Below are 17,354 nucleotides of genomic sequence, written 5' to 3'. Positions count from 1 at the left end.
GAAGTCACCGGGAAATTCCAGCACACCCGCAGCACGGCTCCCGCCCGCACGGCTCCGTCTGTGGATAACACCCACCCTGTGGACAACCCCCACCCCGGCAGGAGACCACGAGGGCTACGGCGGTGCGCCGCTCGCCGACAAGATCGGGGTGCCGCCGAACACGAGCGGCGCGGACCACGGGCGGTCGGACCCGCGGCAGGCTACTCGCCCGTCAGACCGTCCACAGCCTCCCGGATGAGATCCGCGTGCCCGTTATGCCGCGAATACTCCTCGATCATGTGCACCAGAATCCACCGCAGGCTGGGCGCCCGCCCGTCCGGCCACTTCCGCCGGGCGAGCTGGTCGAGCCCGCCGCCACCGGCCAGCGCCTCGTCCAGGAGCTTCCTGGAACGCTCGACGGCGTCCTCCCACAGGCTGCGGAGTTCCTCAGGGGAGTCGGAGGCGGCCGAGTTCCAGTCCCAGTCACGGTCGGCCTTCCAGTCGACCGTGCTCCACAGCGGCTGGCCCTCCCGGTCGTGCAGCATGCGGGCGAACCAGTGGTCCTCCACGTACGCGAGATGCTTGAGCATCCCCCGAGCGTCATCGTCGACGCCCCCACGGTGGCGTTCAGGCCCGCGGAGTCGAGGCCGGCGCACTTCCAGGCGAGGGTCGCGCGGTGGAACTCCAGGTAGCCCACCAGCATGCCGAGCTCGTCGCCGGCAAGGGGAGGTTCGGGACGGCCGTGCTCGTCTGTGTCGGTCATGGGCGGCAAGTGTAGGGGTTACGCCAGGCCGACCGCATTTCAACGCTTGGGACGAAGTTTGTCCAGATTTTGAACGACCACCGGCTCCCTCACCGCGAGCGCCCGCGCGACGTCACGGAGCTGGCGTGCCCGGTGGAGCTGGGAGCGCCAGTCGGTGCCGGTGGCGCGGTGGGCCATGTCGACCTCGACCTCCTTGACGCGGAACCCCTTGCGCAGCAGGTCGATCGTCAGCGCCGTCTCCACCCCGAACCCATGCGCCAGCGGGCGCGCCGCCTCGAAGGCCGCCCTGGTCAGGCAGCGCTGGCCATTGAGCGGCTGGGTGGCGTCGAACCCGGTGGCCCGGCGGATGCCCTCCTTGGACAGGCGGACGACTAACCCGTGACCGCCCAGCTTCACCCTGGTGGTGAAGACGGCGATGGTCATGTCGGCCTCGCCCGCGCGTACGGGCTCGATGAGCGGCGCGGCGGCCTGAGCGGTGTCGCCCAGATCGGCGTCGAGGAACAGCAAGTGGCGGGGGGAGTCGTCCTCATCGAGGAGGCGTACGGCCTCGGCCCCCGTCTCCATGGCGGCGGCCTTGCCGCGGTTGCGGCTGTGCCTGACGACCCGCGCGCCGGCCGCGCGCGCGATCCTGCCGGTCTGGTCGCGCGAGCCGTCGTCGACGACCACGACGAGATCGACGCCGGGCAGGGCCGCGGCGGCCTTGACGGTGGCGGCGATGCGGTCCGCCTCGTCGGCGGCCGGGATGATGACCGCCGTGTCACCGCTCATCGAGCCGCACCTCCTTCGGACGCGGCGCAGCCGCGATCGCGTTCTCTCATGATCCCTCGGTGATGAGGAACTCCTGCGGCACCTCTTCGTGCACGGTGAAGACCGAGTCGAGCCCGGTGACCTGCAGAATCTTCCGTACGGCGGGACGCGGCGCGGCGACCTCGAGCGTCCCTCCCTGCTCTTTCATCCGCTTGAGCGCCGAGAGCAGGACGTTCATCCCCGTGGAGTCGCAGAAATCCACGGCGGACATGTCGATGACCACCCGGCTAGGCCCCTCCTGCAGCAGCCGAGTGAACTCGGACTGCAGGTGGGGCGCCGTGTAGAGGTCGATTTCCCCGGTGACGGCGACGAGCGCGCACCCGGCATGTGATCGAGTCGAGACCTTGAGCTCCACATGGGCAGGCTAGCGGCGCTGAGGCTTCCGGTCACGTTGTCACGCCGATAGGGCAAGCACAGGTTTTTGTCCTCCGTTTGGGCTCCATGAAAACGGAGAGTACGCGAAGCTTGACAGCGTGACACCGGAACCGCCACCGCTTCACGGAGAGGGAGGGGCTGGGGCAGCAGCGACGAGCCCCGGATCGATGAACGCCGACGAACCCGAAGATCCTCAGCGTCAGGGCCTCCGCGAACGCCTGGAGACCATCCTCATCACCACAGAGAAGGCGACCTCATGGCAGAAGGAAGCAGGGCACCTGCGCGGCCTGGTGAACCATGAGGGCTACGTCCCCATCCGCGCCCGCCTCGCGCTCGAGGACCTGGAGTTCCTGGCCGGGGCGCGTACGGAGCTGCTCAGGTTCGCCGAGCTCGGGCTGAGGCTGCTCGACCTGCATCAGCCGCGTGATGCGGGGGGCATCACGAGCGACGCCGCGCATCCGATCCTGCGCTGCAGGAGCTGCATGTGGCGCTGGCCTTGCCCGACGTTCCGGGCGATGTCGGAGTCGTTCGGCCGCGACCTCTTGGACGGCGCCTGAAGCCGGGTGCCCGACATGCCCGAGCCGGGGTCGAACGCCCGAACCGGGCCGCGGAATGCGCCTGAGCCGGGCGAGCGTCCGGCAGGCGGGTCGCAGCGGCATCCGACGCGCCCGTGCGGTCCCGGCCTGTCGAGGGCTCAGCCGACCAGAGGGAGGCGGATTTCGAAGCGGCAGCCCGGTCCGTCGTTGACCACGCCGATCTCCCCGTCGTGCGCCTCCACGATCCCCTGCGCGATGGCCAGCCCCAGCCCGGCGCCGCCGTCGGCGGTGGGCGTACGCGCGGCCTCCCCGGAACGCCACCTCGAACACCCGCGGCAGGTCCTCCTCGGGGATCCCGCCGCAGCAGTCGCTGACCGACAGGCAGGCCATCCCCGACTCGACCGCCGCCCTCAGCACCACGGGTCGGTCGGACGGGGTGTGCCTGATGGCGTTGACCACGAGGTTGCGCAGGGCGCGTCCCAGGGCTCCGGCGTCGGCCTCCACGGGCACGGCCTCCGCGGCCTCGGCGGTGAGCACGACCCCCTTGGCCCTGGCCAGCGGCTCGGCCACGGCGAGCGTGTCGGCGACCAGGTCGGCGAGGCCGATGCGCGACCGCGACAGCCGCAGCGCCCCGGCGTGGATGCGCGACAGCTCGAACAGGTCGTCCACCATCGCCGACAGCCGCTCCACCTCCACCTTGATCTGCCGGTGGTAGCGCCTGATCGTCTCGGGGTCGGTGACCACGCCGTCCTCAAGGGCCTCGGCCATGGCGCGCATGCCGGCCAGCGGCGTACGCAGGTCGTGGCTCACCCACGCCACCAGCTCCCGCCGCGCCCCTTCCAGTGCCTGCTCCCGCGCGTACGCCTCCTCCAGCGTGTTGGCGATCGTCTGCAGTTCGGCGGGCAGCCCGCTCGGCGCGGCGAAGGGCAGGTCGCGTACGGCCGCCACCAGCCGCCTGCTCTCCTGGACCACCCGCCGGGCCAGCACGAACGCCACCCCCAGCCCCACGAGCCCGCCGACGGCCACCACGCTGAGCACGAAGTCCTTGGTGGGCCCCTCGATGATCATCATGTCGATGATCGCCACCACGCCCGCCAGCGTGGCCGCCACCGCGACCACCACGACGACGGCCATCATCACGCCGATCGACCGGGTGCGCAGCCGCCACATCAGCCAGATGCCCGCCAGCGCGATGAGCAGCCCCAGCCCGGCGGTGACCGCCATGACCATGGGCAAATCGCCAGGACGAGGCATCAGGGGCCCTCCAGGGGCTCACAGCCGGGCATCGCGGGCTCGGCGCCTCGCCGGGGCATCAGGGGCCCGTAGCCGGACATCAGGGACTCTCCAGAGGCTCGTACCGGTACCCGACACCCCACACCGTGACGATCCTCCGCGGTTCCGTCGGGTCGGGCTCGATCTTCTCCCGCAGCCGCCGTACGTGGACGGTCACGGTGGACGAGTCGCCGAACGACCACCCCCACACCTGGTTGAGCAGCGCCGCGCGGCTGAACGCCTGCCGCGGGTTGCGCATGAGGTAGGCGAGCAGGTCGAACTCGCGGGCGGTGAGCAGCACCTCGTGGCCGCGCAGCCGTACCTCGTGAGCCCCGACGTCCACCACCAGGTCGCCGTCGCGCAGTACGCCGGTGCCGCCGGTGACGGAGGCGCCGCGCGCCCGCCGCAGCACGGATTGCACGCGCAGCGCCAGCTCGCGGGGGCTGAACGGCTTGGTGACGTAGTCGTCGGCGCCGGTCTCCAGCCCCACGACCCGGTCGATCTCCTCGCCGAGCGCGGTCAGCATGATCACGGGGACCGGCCAGCGCTCCCTGAGCCGCCGGCACACCTGGAGACCGTCGATCTTGGGCAGCATGAGGTCGAGGACCATGAGGTCGGGCGGGTTGGCGAGCGCCCTGCGCAGCGCCTCGGCGCCGTCGCCGACGCACTCCACCTCGTGGCCGTTGCGCTCCAGATAGCGCGCCACGACCTCGGACACCGTGGGATCGTCGTCCACCACCAGGATGCGCGTGTTCACGCCTTCACGGTAAGGCCACCCTGCCGGAAACAGTGGGGTACGTCATGGCTTCGTAAGGGTCGCGGATCATGCCCTGAAGACGTACCGTAACTGCATGGGTAAAGTCGTGATGCTCGTTCTGGGCACCCTGCTCGGTCTCTTCGTGCTGTTCACCTTCATCCTGCCGATGCTGGTGGGCCTGATCAAGCTCGCGCTGATCATCGGGGTGATCGCCCTCATCGTGTTCGTCGCCGTCACCGTCGTCGGCAAGACCTCGCGCTCCACCTGATGCAGCTGCTGTTCGACCCGTGGCTGGTGGGGATCACCATGGTGGTGATCCTGCTGCTGGCCACGTGGGCGGCCGCGCTGCTGCCCGCCCTGCACGGGGAGCCGCTGGGCTTTCCCCTGTCCTACGCGCGCCGCACGGCCTTCCAGCGGCTGCGCGATCCAGACGCGGCCGGGCGTCCGCGTCCCCGCGCCCCTTAGGCGCGCCCCGCTTCTCGACGTGCACACGTCGGACGGGGCTTTCGGCGCTTCTCCACGCTTTCGGCGCATGTAAGCGCTTCTCGGCGCTTCTCGGCTTCCCCGCGCTCTCGGCTTTTCGGCGCTTCTCCGCGCTACTCGCCGCGTTTCCGCGCTTTCCGCGCCTTCCGCGCTTCTCCGCGCTCCGCGACCCCGTCGAGCGGGGCTTGCTCGGCATGACGAGCGAGCCCGTCGTCATCACCCCGCTGCAACGGGCCCTCTTCGCTGATGGGAAACCCGCCGAACGGAGTCCCTTCTGCCGAAAGGAAACCCGTCCAACGGGGTCCCCTTCGCTCAAAAGGAATCAGGGTTCATGATCGACTCTCTTGTCACGCTCATCATCGACGCCTCAGGCGGCAGTGCCGCGCTCGGCATCGTGCTGTTCACCCTGGCCGTACGCCTGACGCTGCTGCCGCTCAACGTCCGCCAGGCCCGTACGGCGAAGATCCGCGAACGCCTCGCCCCCAAGCTCCGCGAGCTGCGCGAGCGTCACCGGCGCGACCCCGAGCGCCTGCACAGGGAGATGACCGCCCTCTACGCCAAGGAGGGCTCGTCGCCGTTCGCCGGCATCCTGCCGTCGCTCGCCCAGCTGCCGTTCCTGTGGCTGATGTACCGGGTGGCCACGCATCCCACGGCGCTCGCCGGGCACACCCTGTTCGGGGCTCCGCTCGGGGAGCAGCTGGCCGGAGTCATCGCTCATTTCGGTCTGGTCAGCGCACCGGTTTTGGTCTTCGTATCGGTCATCGCGCTGGTCATCGTGGTGGCGTGGCTCTCCGCCCGCCAGATCAAGATCACAGAGGAGCAGCCGGAGCCGTTGAGGAGGATCATGCCGCTGCTGCCGTACGGCTCTGTGCTGGCCGCGCTCGTGCTGCCGCTGGCCGCCGGGCTCTATCTGCTCGTCTCCACGGCGTGGGCCACGGGCGAGCGCGCCGTGCTGGCTAGCCGGCCTCTCTGAGCGCCGCGACCTGCCCGTTCACCTTGTTGCTCGGTGCGGGCAGGATCGCCCACACGGTCGTGGTGTCACCGTCGTGCCTGACCCCCCAGCTCTCGGCGACGTACTCCACGATGCCGAGCCCCCGCCCCCCGAGCGAGGACAGCGTCGGCAGGCCCGCTCGGGGCTCGGTGGCCGCGCCGCCGTCGCTGACCGCCACCTCGATGTGATCGTCGCTGCACAGCCACGCCACCCGCACCATGCCCGACGGCAGCGGATGCGCGTGCCGCAGCGCGTTGCTCAGCAGCTCGCTCACCACGAGCACGGCATCGTCGATGGCCGAGGTGAAGACCCCACTGTCCTGCAGATCAGTGCTCAGACGCTGGCGGGCAACGGCAACGCTGGACGGCGCGTACGGCAGCAGCACCACGCTTGACACACCCACCTCCCCGTTCCCTGTGCCCCCCGCGGGAACACTCCCCGGTACGACCGAAATGCCCCGTTACTCGATCCCAGAAACCGCATCTCGATCACAGCTTGTACACATTGGAAGATAGATCAGCGCAACCGTGACCACCTCGTTACCGCATCGGTGTGTCGGATCCGATAGAGGAAGAGGCCCGCAGAACGAGCCGCATTCTGGTGCCCCCTCCCGGTCTCGGATGCGCGCTCACATCTCCCCCCTGTGCACGAGCGAGGCTGCGGACGATGTAGAGACCGAGCCCCACTCCACCAAACCGTCTCCGGTCGCCGCTGTCCACCTGGACGAAGCGTTCAAATATGCGTTCGCGGTCAGGAGGGGCGATTCCCACTCCCTCGTCGTCCACGACGACGACCACGTTGTCGTCCTCAGGCCAGGCCGCCACACTGATCAGCCCGCCCTTCGGCGAGTACTTGAAGGCGTTCTCCAGCAGCTGCCCCAGCAGGATGTCCGTGGCCAGCGCGTCGCCCAGCACGCGCGGCAGTCCTTCGGGGACGTCCACCTCGACCCGGTGCCGGTCCGACAGCTCGGGCAGCCCCAGCGTGGCCGCCACGATGCGCTCCCGCAGGTCGAACTCCTCGATGCGGACCTTCAGCTCGTCGGCGCCCGCCCGCGCGCCGAGCAGCAGGTGGTCCATGAGCACGCCCAGCGACTTCGCGCGCTCGGCGATCGTGTGCACGGCCGAGCGGCGGGCCTGGTCGGTCATGGCGTCCCAGCGCGAGTCGAGCGTGCTGGCGAAGCCCCGCACGATGGTGATCGGGGTGCGCAGCTCGTGGCTGGTCGTGGCCAGGAACAGGTCCTTGGCCTCCTCCAGTTCCTTGGCCGCCGTCACGTCGCGGAAGTCGACGACCACCTCGCCGGTCTCCTCGATCTGCGCGCTCACCACGTCGAGCCAGCGGCCGTTGTCGAGCTGGAAGGTGCCCTTCTCACCGGCCTTGGGCAGCGGGAACGGCGGCGGCCCCCCGATGACGGACTCCGCGGGCAGCGCTGTCAGCTCGGCGGCGGCCGGGTTCCAGCGCACCACGTTGCCCTCCTGGTCGAGCACCGCGATGCCGTCGGCGCTCGCGTCGAACACGGCCCGCTCGTGCGCCCGCTGCCGCACCGCCTCCTGGTAGGCGACCGCGTTGCCGACCGCGATGCCGGCGTGCCCGGCCAGCAGCTCCAGCAGCTCCAGCTCCAGGTGTCCGGGGGTGCGCCGGGCGAACAGGGCGTACAGGGCGCCGTACGGCCGCCCGCCCACGGCCGCGAGCCCCAAAGCGATCGTGTGCAGCCCCTTCAGCCGCGCCCACACCAGGTCGTCGAGCCCCTCGGACTGCAGCAGCACGGTCTTGCCGGTGCGTAAGAGCTTGTCCACCAGGCTCGTCCGCAGGTCGGTGGTGATGCCTCTGATCGCCTCGGGAAGCTGGTACGTGCTGACCAGCCGCAGCTTGTCACCCTCGATGAGGACGAACCCGCCCGCGTCCGCCCCGGTCAGCTCGGTCAGGCTGGCCGAGATGCGGTCGAGCACGGCGGGCAGCTCAAGCTCGGAGTTGATGTCGCCCACGACGTCGGTGAGCCGGGCGACCAGGCGGGCCCTGCGCGCCATGCGGTGCTCGGCCACCTCGTCGGCCCTGGCGGGGTGGTAGGCGCACACGTCGCCGGCCACGGCGCTGCCCAGGCGCAGGGCGCTGATGTCCACCCGCAGGTCGAGCACCCGGCCGTCGGCGTGCAGGCGCTTGGTGCGCAGCGAGACGGGCTCTCCCGTGCGTACGCGCTCGAGCACCGCGTTGTGCTCGGCGGTCAGCTCCTCAGGCACGATCGGCGCGCGGCGTCCGAGCAGCTCGTCGGCGCTCCAGCCGAACATGCGCTCGGCGGCGGCGTTCCACACCAGGACGCTCTGGTCGCGGTCGAGCGCCACGATGGCGTTGGGCGAGCTGGCGAGCGCCGCACGAGCGATCTCATCGTCACTACCGGCCCATTCGTCCCCCACCACTCCATAGTGCATGTGGCGCGGTGGGTGCGTCGGGCGATCCGTCCGATACGCTGCGGTCACGGTGATTCCCGGCAGGTGGGAGGGTGAGGGGTATGTCGAGCAACGATCTCGATGCCCTGTTGCGAGTGACCTCCAGCACCTATCGGGGCGAGACCCCACCCGACATCGCGTTCGGCACCTACGACGGCGCGGTGGGCAGGCTGGTGCTGGCGGTGACCGCCAAGGGCATCGTGGCGTGCAGCTATGAGGCGGAGAACGACGTGTTCGAGCGGGTCACGCGGCATCTGGGCCAGTTCATCGGGCCCGACTCGCGCCGGCTCGACCCGGTGCGCAGGGAGCTCGACGCGTACTTCTCCGGGCGGCTGCGCGCGTTCGCCACGCCGGTGGACCTGACCCTGGCCACGCCATTCGCGCGTACGGTGCTGCAGAAGACCATGGCGGTCCCCTACGGCACCACCACGACGATCGAGCGGATCGGGGAGAGCATCGGCAGGCCGCGCGCGCTGCGGGCGATCGGCAACGCGCTGGCCTCCAACCCCGTCTGCGTGATCGTGCCCTGCCACCGGGTGCTGCGCGAGGACGGCGAGCTCGGCGACTACCCGGGCGGCGCGGCGGCCAAGCAGCATCTGCTCAACGTCGAGCGGCGCGCGATCGCTGGATGAGCCCGATGAGCAGCGTGATCAGGGCGGCCACCAAGGCGCCGCCCAGCGCGCCGTTCATCCACGGCTCCCGTACGAAGCCGAGCGCGTCGCGCACACCGGCCCACCAGCCGTCCCACGCGGGGAAGGTCGGCGTCGAGGTGGTCAGCCAGTACGCGGCGAAGCCCAGCGCCCACGGCACCAGCATCGACCAGCGCGAGGGGGCGTCCTCGGCGGTGTTCCAGCCCTCGCCGCGGCGCAGCACGAAGTAGTCGACCGCGAGCACCGCGAACATCGGCACGAACACGGCGCCGATCACGCCGAGGAACACGCCGTAGGAGTTCACGTCCGCGAACAGCGCGATCACGATCGTGACCACGCCGATGGCGGTCGACAGGATGCGCCGGTCCACCCGCGGCATGAGGTTCTGCAGCGACATCGTGGTGGAGTAGACGTTGGCGAACGACTGGTCGGTCTCGCGCAGCACGAGGATGCCGAAGAACAGCGCGCCGAGCGGCACCGCGACGAACGGGTTGAACACCGTCGTCTGGTCGGCCAGCACGCCGTCCGCGCCCGCCAGCGCCACCGCGTAGACGCCCAGCCCCAAGCAGGCCACCTGGGCCAGCGTGTAGCCGCCGACCACGCCGGTGAACGCGGCCCGGCCCGAGCGCGAGTGCCGGGCGAAGTCGGCCGCCATCGGCACCCACGACACCGACAGCGCGATCACGTAGTCCACGGCGGCGGGGAAGGCCGTCCAGCTCCCGCCCTCGGGCGACGGGGCCTCGCGCAGGAAGAACACCGTGAACCAGATCATCGCCACGATCACGCCGACCGTGACGTAGCGGCGCAGCAGCCGGATCGAGCCGAGCGGCCAGATGGTCAGCGCCGCCGTCAGCACGCCCGCCACGATCACCCACACCTGGTACGGAACCGCCGGGAAGATCGCGCCCGCGCCCTTGGCGATCACCCAGAGCTCGAAGGCGCCCCAGCCGATCATCTGGATGATGTTCAGCACCGTGGGCACGTAGGAGATCCGGGCGCCGAACAGCCCGCGCAGCAGCACCATCGCGGGCTTGCCCGTCCGCGTGCCGGGGACGGCCGACAGGCCCACCATGGCGGTGCCGATGAGGCTGCCCACCACGGTGGCGATCAGCGCCGCCGCCAGCGTCAGCGGGGCGTTGCCCAGCGGATCGAGCAGCAGCAGGGCTCCGGAGAAGCCGAGCAGGCTGACCCCGAGATTGGCCCAGAGCGCGCCCTGATCGAGCACGCCCAGGGTCTTGGGGGCCTCTCCATCAAGGGTCAGCGGCACTTCTTCGACGCCGTGCGACATCGCACACTCCCTACGCCGGCATTACCCGGACAGGTTCAGGCGGTCGGCAGCGGATGGTTGTGCTGCCCTCTCAGCCCGGCGACCCCGAGCTCCCGCGACGATCTGTAGTTTGCGCCCCAATGATGCCTCAATGGCGACTAATTCGCCATAGTGGGCGACTTATGCCACAAAAGGCTCCTGTCCCGTCTCGCTGACCATCGGCCGCCGCGCCGCCTCCCACGACTGCATGCCGCCGCCGACGTTGACCGCCTCGCGCCCGAGCTGGTTGAGCCAGGCCGCGACCTGCAGGGAACGGCCGCCCACCCGGCACACGACGTAGATCGTGCGGTCGTCGGGGACCTCGTCCACGCGCCCCTGGATCTGCGTCATCGGGATGTGAACGGCCTGCGGCGCGTGGCCCGCCAGCCATTCCTCCTGCTCGCGGACGTCGAGCAGGTAAGCGTCTGCGGGTACGGCACTGGCCTCGATCTCAGGAACGGTCATGACTCCATCATGGCCTGCGCGAGGCGGTGCACCCGCCGCCTGTCCCGCCTACTTGAGCAGGCGGGACAGGCGGCGGTCGGCCAGCGGTTTGCCGCCGGTCTGGCAGGTCGGGCAGTACTGCAGCGAGGAGTCGGCGAACGACACCTCCCTGATCGTGTCGCCGCACACGTCGCAGGACTGCCCCGTACGGTTGTGCACCCGCAGCCCCGACTTCTTCTCCGCCTTGAGGTCCTTGGCCGCAAGGCCGCGAGCCCGCTCGACCGCGTCGCGCAGCGTCGTCACGATGGCCTCGTGCAGGTCGGCGATCTGCGCGTCGGTCAGCGTGGCGGCGATCTTGAACGGCGACATCTTCGCCGCGTGCAGCACCTCGTCGGAGTAGGCGTTGCCGATGCCGGCGATCACCTTCTGGTCGCGCAGCAGGCCCTTGATCTGGGTGCGCTTGCCGCCGATGATGCGCTTGAGCGCCTCGACGGTGAACGACTCGGCGAGCGGGTCGGGGCCGAGGGCGGCGATGCCCGGCACATCGTCCGGATTTTTCGTGACATAGACGGCTAGGCGCTTCTGCGTCCCCGCTTCCGTCAGCTCGAACCCCGGCGCCAGGCCCTCCTCGTCGGGCGCCAGCCGCACGCGTACGGCCAGCGGCCCCTTGCCGGGCCGCACCGGCTTCGCGCCCGACAGGTCGTCGCGCCAGCGCAGCCACCCCGCGCGCGCCAGGTGGATGACCAGGTGCAGCCCGTCGCAGTCGAGGTCGAGGAACTTGCCGTGCCTGGCCACGCCGGTCACGGTCAGCCCGTTGAGCGCGGTGACCGGCGGATCGAACGTCTTCAGCGCCTGGATGGCCACCACATCGACCCCCGCGATCGCGCGGCCCACCGCCCGCTCGCGCAGAAAGTGAGTGAGGGACTCCACCTCGGGAAGTTCGGGCATGCCCCCAGCGTACGTCCCGCCCGGGGCTGTCCCCGGCACGCGCGGAAAACCGTCGGTCCACGTGGTGGGGACCTTGACGCCGTACGGCTGCCCCGGCACGCGCGGAAAACCGAAGAGACCACACGGCCCTCCGGCCCCGGAACCTGAGCACGGCACCCCGGGCTTCGGCGGTTGAGGGCGGCGCCCTGAGTCCGGGACCTGAGCGCGGCGCCCTCAGCCCCGAAGCCCGGACGGGGGTGCCCGGGGTCCCGGACCTGAGCGAGGTGGTCAGTTGGAGTCGACGACGTCCTTCGGCACCGGCCGGTCTTCCTTGATCGCGTTGAACAACGCCAGCGCCTTGGGCCGGTCCCACTTCACCGCCGCGCCGCTGGGCACGGTCTCGTTGCCCCCGAACGGCACCACCGTGGTCACCGGGCTGTCGCCCATGGCCAGCCCGAGCGAGAGCATGTCGAACGCGCCCGTGCCCGTGTCGACCTCGACCGCGTCGGTGGCGCTGGCCGCCAGCGGGATCGCGGTGAACGGGTTGAACAGCACCCCGGGGCTCGCGGCCTTCTTCACGACCGCGCTGAGGAACTGCCGCTGCCGCTTGGTGCGCTCGTAGTCGGGTAGCGCGCCGCCCTTGCGGGTGCGCACGTAGCCGAGCGCCTGCGCGCCGTTGAGCGTCTGCACGCCCTTCTTCAGCTTGAGCCCGGCCTTGGGGTCGTTGACGGCGGCCCGTACGTTGATCTCGACCCCGCCGACGGCGTCGACGATGTCGACGAACCCGGCGAAACCGATCTCCATGTAGTTGTCGATGTGCACGCCGGTGGCGTTCTCGATGGTGCGCACCAGCAGCTTGGGCCCGCCGAAGGCGTAGGCCGCGTTGAGCTTGTCGCGCCCCCTGCCGGGGATGGTGACGGCGGAGTCGCGCGGCAGGCTGACCAGCGTGGGCGGGTCGTCGGTCTCGGGGATGTGCAGCAGCATCATCGAGTCCGTACGCTGCCCCGCGGCCCGCCCGGTCGCCAGCTTCTTGCGCTGGGCGGCGGTCAGGCCCTTGCGGCTGTCGGACCCGACGAGCAGCCAGTTGGTGCCCGGCGTGTCGGCGGGCCGTCCCTCGTAGTCGTCCAGCACCCCCTCGATGCCCGTCAACCGCGAGTCGATCCAGAAGTACATCCCGATGCCGGCGATCAACAGCACCACAAGCAAACCGGCGATGATCGCCAAAACGGTCTTGCCGGAGAACCGCGGGCGCGGCACCAGCCCCCAGGGCCGCCGCTCGTCGGAGCCGGAACGCGACCTGAGCGGCCTGATCGGGCTCCTGCCCGACCGCTCACGCCCGTAAATCCGCGAGGACGCCCTGCGCGGCTCGTCCTCGGCGGGACCGGGAGGCACGGGGGCGGGAAGCTTCTGTGTGGGCGCCCCTCCGGGCGGAATGCGCCCTCCAGGCGGAGTCGGCCCACCAGGCGGAGTAGGCCCTGCGGGGGGTATCCGGTGCGCCGGCGCGCCCCCAGAGCGGAGACGGCCGTCACCGGGCCGTGGTGGCAGCGGGCGGCCGTCGCCTGGCGAGCGCATTGCCCGCGTCCGGTCGTCCTCAGACACTTCGCCTCTTCCCTTCACTTGTCATCAACGCTACGTCCCAACCCCGGCAGTCAAGACCTTCCGCCAAGGATTTCCTACGGAAAAGTACGCGGAACCAGCAGAGAGTCACCGCGGAAACATAGATGCCACCCACCATCGTTACGGTTATGGACGACCCCTATCGAAAGGAAGATCGTGTCCGACTCGGACCCGTGTAGTCCCCGCCCGTGCTCGGGCACGGGTTCATCTGAGGACTCACCACGGTGAGCGCCTATCTCGGGCTGCTGGCCCTCCTGCTTCTGACCGCGGCGACCGGCTACTTCGTCGCCCAGGAATTCGCTTTCGTCGCCGCCGACCGCAGCGTCCTGCGCGAGCAGGCCGCGGCCGGCGACACCTCCGCGGAAAAGGCCCTCCAGGTCACCTCCCGGCTCTCCTTCATGCTCTCGGGCGCCCAGCTCGGCATCACGGTGACGGCCCTGCTGGTGGGCTTCCTCGCCGAGCCGGCGATCGCCGCACTCGTACGCCCCTGGCTGAGCGGCCTCGGCCTCCCCGACGCCGCGATCACCGGTGTCTCCGTGGCCACAGGCGTGTTCGTGGCCACGGTCGTGCAGATGGTGTTCGGCGAGCTGGCGCCCAAGAACCTCGGCATCGCCAGGCCGGAGCCGGTGGCCAAGTTCCTGGCCCGCTCGACGCTGGCGTACCTCGCGGTCGTGGGCCCGGTGGTCAGGCTGTTCGACTCGGCCGCCACGGGCCTGCTGAGGCGCGTCGGCATCGAGCCCGTCGAGGAGGTGGAGCACGGCGCGACCCCCGAGGAGCTGTCGCGCATCATCGCGGAGTCGACCCGGGCGGGCGAGCTGCCCGCCCGGCTCTCCGACCTCCTGGAGCGGGCCCTGGAGTTCGGCGACCGCATCGCCGAGGAGATCATGGTGCCGCGCCCCCGCGTGGTGGTGCTGCGCGCCTCACAGCCCATCTCCGACCTGTTGGACGTCATGCGCGACGGCGGACATTCCCGCTATCCGGTGGTGACCGACGACGGCGACGTGGCGGGCGTGACGGGGGTGCGCGAGCTGCTGACCACCGGCGTGGAGGACGGCACGATCGCCGCCATCACGCGCCCCGCGCTGCTGGTGCCCGACTCGCTGCCGCTGCCCGCCGTCCTCGACCGCATGCGCACGGCGCGCGACGACATCGCCTGCGTCATCGACGAGTACGGCGGCCTGGCCGGCGTCATCACGATCGAGGACCTGGCCGAGGAGCTGGTGGGCGAGCTGGTGGACGAGAACGACCCCGAGCCGCAGGGCGCCGTCGAGCACCCGGGCGGCGTCTGGGAGGTCCCCGGCCGGCTGCGCCTGGACGAGGTGGAGCGGGCGACGGGCTTCGCGCTGCCTGAGAGCGACGACTACGACACCCTGGCGGGCCTGGTGCTGGCCAGGCTGGGCCGCCTGCCCGACCCGGGCGACACGGTGACGGTGCCGGTGAGCCAGGACACCGACCCGTTCGCGGACGAGACCGAGGAGCAGTTCGCAGAGCTGACGGTCATCTCGCTCAACCGCAGGGTGCCCGAGTGGGTGCGGCTGACCCCGCTCAACAAGCACGCGGAGGCCACGCCCCGATGAGCCTCATCATCCTCAGCGTGGCCCTGCTGGCCTTCAACGCGCTCTTCGTGGCCGCCGAGTTCGCCTTCGTCTCCTCGCGCCGCCACCGGCTTGAGGAGATCGGCGCGAGCGGCAACCGCCTGGTCAGGATGGCGGCGCGCTCGGCGGCGGGCGGCAGCCGCAGGCTCTCGCTCATGCTCGCGGGCGCCCAGCTCGGCATCACCCTGTGCACGCTGGGCCTGGGCCAGGTGACGGAGCCGGCGATCGAGCACTACCTGGAGCCGGTGTTCGCGGCCGTGGGCATCCCCGAGGCGATGCGCATGCCGATCGCGCTGACGTTCTCGCTGGCCCTGGTGACGTTCCTGCACATGGTGGTGGGCGAGATGGCGCCGAAGAGCTGGGCCCTGACCCACCCGGAGCGCGCGGCCCTGCTGCTGACGTTCCCGTTCAGGGCGTTCACGACGGTGATGCGCCCGCTGCTGTCGGCGCTCAACGCCCTGACGAACGTCACTCTCCATCTCTTCGGCGTCCAGCCGAGAGACGAGCTGGCAACGACGAGAACTCCTCGCCAGCTAGCGATCCTGGTAGGGGAGTCAGGCCGCATGGGCCTGCTGGACAGGGAGGAACACGACCTTCTGACCAGGGCCCTGCGCCTGGGGGACGAGGGCATCGAGCGCCTGATGGTCCCCTTGGAGAAGGTGGTCAAGGTCAAGTCGGAGGCGACGGCAGCCGAGATCAAGAAGACGGCGGCGGGCAGCGCCCACCTGAGACTCCTGGTGGAAGGCCCTAACGGCATAGAGGGCGCCCTACACGTACGGGACGCCCTGCTGAACCCGGGGAGCAAGGCAAAGGACCTCCTCCGCAAGCTCCCCTCACTGCCCTGCACGACACAGGTGCCGGAGGCGGTAACGGCCCTACAGGAACAACGATCCCATTTGGCCCTGGTGACGAACCAGGACCAGAAAATCATCGGAATGGTGAGCCTCACCGACCTGGTGGGCGAACTCTTGGACACAAGGGCCACAAGTGTGACGTAGCTCACAAGAGAGGCAAAGGATACGACTTGGGGCTTGCAAGCACCTTGCAAGCCCCAAGTCGTACCGTGAAGCAGAAAAGAAGACCGGTTCCCCTTGCGCAGAGAGCACCCCTGAGCCAGGGTGAGCACAGCAAAACCAGAGAAGACCAAGCACCGAACCCCGAACTCCGGCCCAAAAGGCCCGCAAGCATCAACTGGGGGTCTGGTGGCGACAGCCCCCAGAAGCGAAGCGTCGGCTGGGGGTCTGGGGGCAAAGCCCCCAGGAGCGCCAGCGACCCCCTGGGGGTCCGGGGGTTACCCCCCGGGCAGACATGACGAGGGGACCCAAGGGAGCAAGCCGATCAAGGCTTGCGACCAGGGTCCCCCAGTCACCGAGTGGGCGAGGAGGGATTTGAACCCTCACGTCCTTTCGGACACACGGACCTGAACCGTGCGCGTCTGCCGTTCCGCCACCCGCCCTTGTGGGTGCGGAAAGAACAGTAGCACGGAACAGCCACTGGTACTGAACCCGGATACGATCGCATAAGACACGGGAGCGGAGGAGCTGGGCGCGGCCGCCCGACGAGCGCCTGTGACACCGTCACGTGGAACGAGCGGAGACCGGGCGCCGATGCGTCTACGGGGCCGCGATCATATGCACGGAGGAAGGGAGGTACCCGGTGGGAGTCCTTCAGCGCTTCGAGCGAAGGCTCGAAGGCCTGGTTGAGGGAGCCTTTGCGCGGGCGTTCAAATCTGACCTTCAGCCGGTCGAGGTCGCCAGCGCGGTTCAGCGGGAGATGGATGAGCGTGCGGCGATCGTCGCTCAAGGTCGCACGCTCGTGCCCAACGATTTCGTGGTGGAGCTGTCCACGACCGATGCCGAGCGGCTTGAGGTGTACGCCGACAGCATCAGCCACGAGCTGGCCAACCTCGCCAGGGAGTACGCCAAGGAGCAGGGCTACTCCTTCGTGGGACCGGTCCGGGTTCGCTTCGAGACCGCCGGCGATCTGGCTGTGGGCTTGTTCCGCATCCGGTCGGGGGTCATCCGCGGTGCGACGGTGGAGCAGGACGAGATTCGCCAGCCGGCGAGCGACCTGCCTCCGTCGAGGCCCCATGCGTTCGGCGGGCGGCCGCGGCTGCTCGTCTCCACTCAGGACGATCCGCAGGGCGACCGCTCCTACGAGCTCACCACTCCGGTGACCTTGCTCGGCAGGGGCACCGACTGCGATCTTCGTCTCGTCGATCCCGGTGTCTCGCGGCATCATGCGGAGCTGCGGGTCGAGGGCCAGAATGTGGTCCTCGTCGACCTGGGTTCGACGAACGGCACTTTCGTCAATGGCCAGCCGGTGCGCAGGATCGAGCTCCAAAACGGCACGCGAGTGACGCTGGGGCGTACGACTCTGGTGTTCCGGCGCGATTAGGGGTAGACAGACGG

General features: G+C 70.0%; 18 protein-coding genes, 1 tRNA gene, 1 pseudogene and 1 riboswitch. Of the genes and pseudogenes, 8 read left to right on the top strand and 12 right to left on the bottom strand.

The window, feature by feature from the left end; translation table 11 throughout:
- Positions 1-200 precede the first annotated feature (200 nt).
- The 3 genes from ACFMQL_RS14370 to ACFMQL_RS14360 form a co-directional block, all read right to left on the bottom strand.
- A complete protein-coding gene (locus tag ACFMQL_RS14370) occupies positions 201-569 on the bottom strand; it encodes a DUF664 domain-containing protein (protein ID WP_378785876.1) in 369 nt (122 codons plus the stop codon).
- A gap of 212 nt (positions 570-781) precedes the next feature.
- Positions 782-1,510, bottom strand: a complete 729-nt coding sequence (locus ACFMQL_RS14365) for a glycosyltransferase (protein WP_364061610.1) — start codon at positions 1,508-1,510, stop codon at positions 782-784.
- 46 nt (positions 1,511-1,556) lie between these two features.
- Entirely contained in the window at positions 1,557-1,904 is a 348-nt protein-coding gene (locus ACFMQL_RS14360) for an STAS domain-containing protein (RefSeq protein WP_345393493.1), read from the bottom strand.
- A 187-nt stretch (positions 1,905-2,091) separates the two neighbouring features.
- Between ACFMQL_RS14360 and ACFMQL_RS14355 the strand changes: the two genes are divergently transcribed.
- A complete protein-coding gene (locus ACFMQL_RS14355; RefSeq protein WP_364061607.1) occupies positions 2,092-2,481 on the top strand; it encodes a hypothetical protein in 390 nt (129 codons plus the stop codon).
- Positions 2,482-2,618: 137 nt separating this feature from the next.
- Here ACFMQL_RS14355 and ACFMQL_RS14350 read toward each other — a convergent pair.
- Together ACFMQL_RS14350 and ACFMQL_RS14345 are read right to left on the bottom strand one after the other, a co-directional pair.
- Positions 2,619-3,237, bottom strand: a pseudogene (locus ACFMQL_RS14350) (sensor histidine kinase).
- Positions 3,238-3,793: 556 nt separating this feature from the next.
- Positions 3,794-4,489: a response regulator transcription factor gene (locus tag ACFMQL_RS14345; RefSeq protein WP_378785875.1), complete on the bottom strand. Its 696-nt coding sequence runs from the start codon at positions 4,487-4,489 to the stop codon at positions 3,794-3,796.
- Between the two features lie 94 nt (positions 4,490-4,583).
- Between ACFMQL_RS14345 and ACFMQL_RS14340 the strand changes: the two genes are divergently transcribed.
- The 3 genes from ACFMQL_RS14340 to ACFMQL_RS14330 all read left to right on the top strand — a co-directional run bounded on the left by ACFMQL_RS14340 (position 4,584) and on the right by ACFMQL_RS14330 (position 5,945).
- Positions 4,584-4,757: a hypothetical protein gene (locus ACFMQL_RS14340; protein ID WP_364061598.1), complete on the top strand. Its 174-nt coding sequence runs from the start codon at positions 4,584-4,586 to the stop codon at positions 4,755-4,757.
- A complete protein-coding gene (locus ACFMQL_RS14335; RefSeq protein WP_378785874.1) occupies positions 4,757-4,954 on the top strand; it encodes a DUF6412 domain-containing protein in 198 nt (65 codons plus the stop codon). Before ACFMQL_RS14340 ends, ACFMQL_RS14335 begins: the two co-directional genes overlap by 1 nt.
- 349 nt (positions 4,955-5,303) lie before the next feature.
- On the top strand, positions 5,304-5,945 hold the full coding sequence (locus tag ACFMQL_RS14330) for a membrane protein insertase YidC (RefSeq protein ID WP_364061592.1): 642 nt from the start codon (positions 5,304-5,306) through the stop codon (positions 5,943-5,945).
- On the opposite strand, the gene ACFMQL_RS14325 is transcribed toward ACFMQL_RS14330, so the two are convergent.
- Both ACFMQL_RS14325 and ACFMQL_RS14320 read right to left on the bottom strand, forming a co-directional pair.
- Positions 5,929-6,360, bottom strand: coding sequence for an ATP-binding protein (locus ACFMQL_RS14325; RefSeq protein ID WP_378785873.1), 432 nt, complete (start codon positions 6,358-6,360; stop codon positions 5,929-5,931). The two genes, ACFMQL_RS14330 and ACFMQL_RS14325, sit on opposite strands and share 17 nt — an antisense overlap.
- A 142-nt stretch (positions 6,361-6,502) precedes the next feature.
- Positions 6,503-8,386 (bottom strand): PAS domain S-box protein, encoded by a 1,884-nt coding sequence (locus ACFMQL_RS14320; RefSeq protein ID WP_378785872.1) that lies wholly within the window; start codon positions 8,384-8,386, stop codon positions 6,503-6,505.
- An 80-nt stretch (positions 8,387-8,466) separates the two neighbouring features.
- Between ACFMQL_RS14320 and ACFMQL_RS14315 the strand changes: the two genes are divergently transcribed.
- Positions 8,467-9,036 (top strand): methylated-DNA--[protein]-cysteine S-methyltransferase, encoded by a 570-nt coding sequence (locus ACFMQL_RS14315; protein WP_364061583.1) that lies wholly within the window; start codon positions 8,467-8,469, stop codon positions 9,034-9,036.
- Here the strand turns inward: ACFMQL_RS14315 and ACFMQL_RS14310 are convergent.
- From ACFMQL_RS14310 to ACFMQL_RS14295, 4 genes are all read right to left on the bottom strand, one after another.
- Positions 9,005-10,342, bottom strand: coding sequence for a cytosine permease (locus ACFMQL_RS14310; protein ID WP_364061580.1), 1,338 nt, complete (start codon positions 10,340-10,342; stop codon positions 9,005-9,007). The two genes, ACFMQL_RS14315 and ACFMQL_RS14310, sit on opposite strands and share 32 nt — an antisense overlap.
- Positions 10,332-10,448, bottom strand: a riboswitch (TPP riboswitch). (Overlaps the previous gene by 11 nt.)
- Positions 10,449-10,501: 53 nt before the next feature.
- Positions 10,502-10,825 (bottom strand): rhodanese-like domain-containing protein, encoded by a 324-nt coding sequence (locus ACFMQL_RS14305; protein ID WP_364061577.1) that lies wholly within the window; start codon positions 10,823-10,825, stop codon positions 10,502-10,504.
- 48 nt (positions 10,826-10,873) lie between these two features.
- Positions 10,874-11,752, bottom strand: coding sequence for a DNA-formamidopyrimidine glycosylase family protein (locus ACFMQL_RS14300; RefSeq protein ID WP_364061574.1), 879 nt, complete (start codon positions 11,750-11,752; stop codon positions 10,874-10,876).
- A 267-nt stretch (positions 11,753-12,019) separates the two neighbouring features.
- Positions 12,020-13,123 (bottom strand): LCP family protein, encoded by a 1,104-nt coding sequence (locus ACFMQL_RS14295; RefSeq protein ID WP_378785871.1) that lies wholly within the window; start codon positions 13,121-13,123, stop codon positions 12,020-12,022.
- Positions 13,124-13,572: 449 nt separating this feature from the next.
- On the opposite strand from ACFMQL_RS14295, the gene ACFMQL_RS14290 reads away from it, so the two are divergent.
- The gene (locus ACFMQL_RS14290) at positions 13,573-14,925 is read left to right on the top strand and encodes a hemolysin family protein (protein ID WP_364061568.1); all 1,353 of its coding nucleotides are present in this window, start codon (positions 13,573-13,575) and stop codon (positions 14,923-14,925) included.
- The gene (locus tag ACFMQL_RS14285; protein ID WP_364061565.1) at positions 14,922-15,941 is read left to right on the top strand and encodes a hemolysin family protein; all 1,020 of its coding nucleotides are present in this window, start codon (positions 14,922-14,924) and stop codon (positions 15,939-15,941) included. Before ACFMQL_RS14290 ends, ACFMQL_RS14285 begins: the two co-directional genes overlap by 4 nt.
- A gap of 375 nt (positions 15,942-16,316) precedes the next feature.
- Here ACFMQL_RS14285 and ACFMQL_RS14280 read toward each other — a convergent pair.
- Positions 16,317-16,399, bottom strand: a tRNA-Leu gene (locus ACFMQL_RS14280).
- Between the two features lie 200 nt (positions 16,400-16,599).
- Between ACFMQL_RS14280 and ACFMQL_RS14275 the strand changes: the two genes are divergently transcribed.
- Positions 16,600-17,340 carry a DUF3662 and FHA domain-containing protein gene (locus tag ACFMQL_RS14275; protein WP_345393439.1) on the top strand — a complete coding sequence of 247 codons (741 nt, stop codon included), beginning with the start codon at positions 16,600-16,602 and terminating at the stop codon, positions 17,338-17,340.
- Positions 17,341-17,354: the final 14 nt, after the last annotated feature.

It is taken from the genome of Nonomuraea fastidiosa (genome assembly GCF_042751225.1).
In the GTDB taxonomy this organism is placed as follows: domain Bacteria; phylum Actinomycetota; class Actinomycetes; order Streptosporangiales; family Streptosporangiaceae; genus Nonomuraea; species Nonomuraea fastidiosa.
This window is presented reverse-complemented; position numbering and strand designations above follow the sequence as displayed.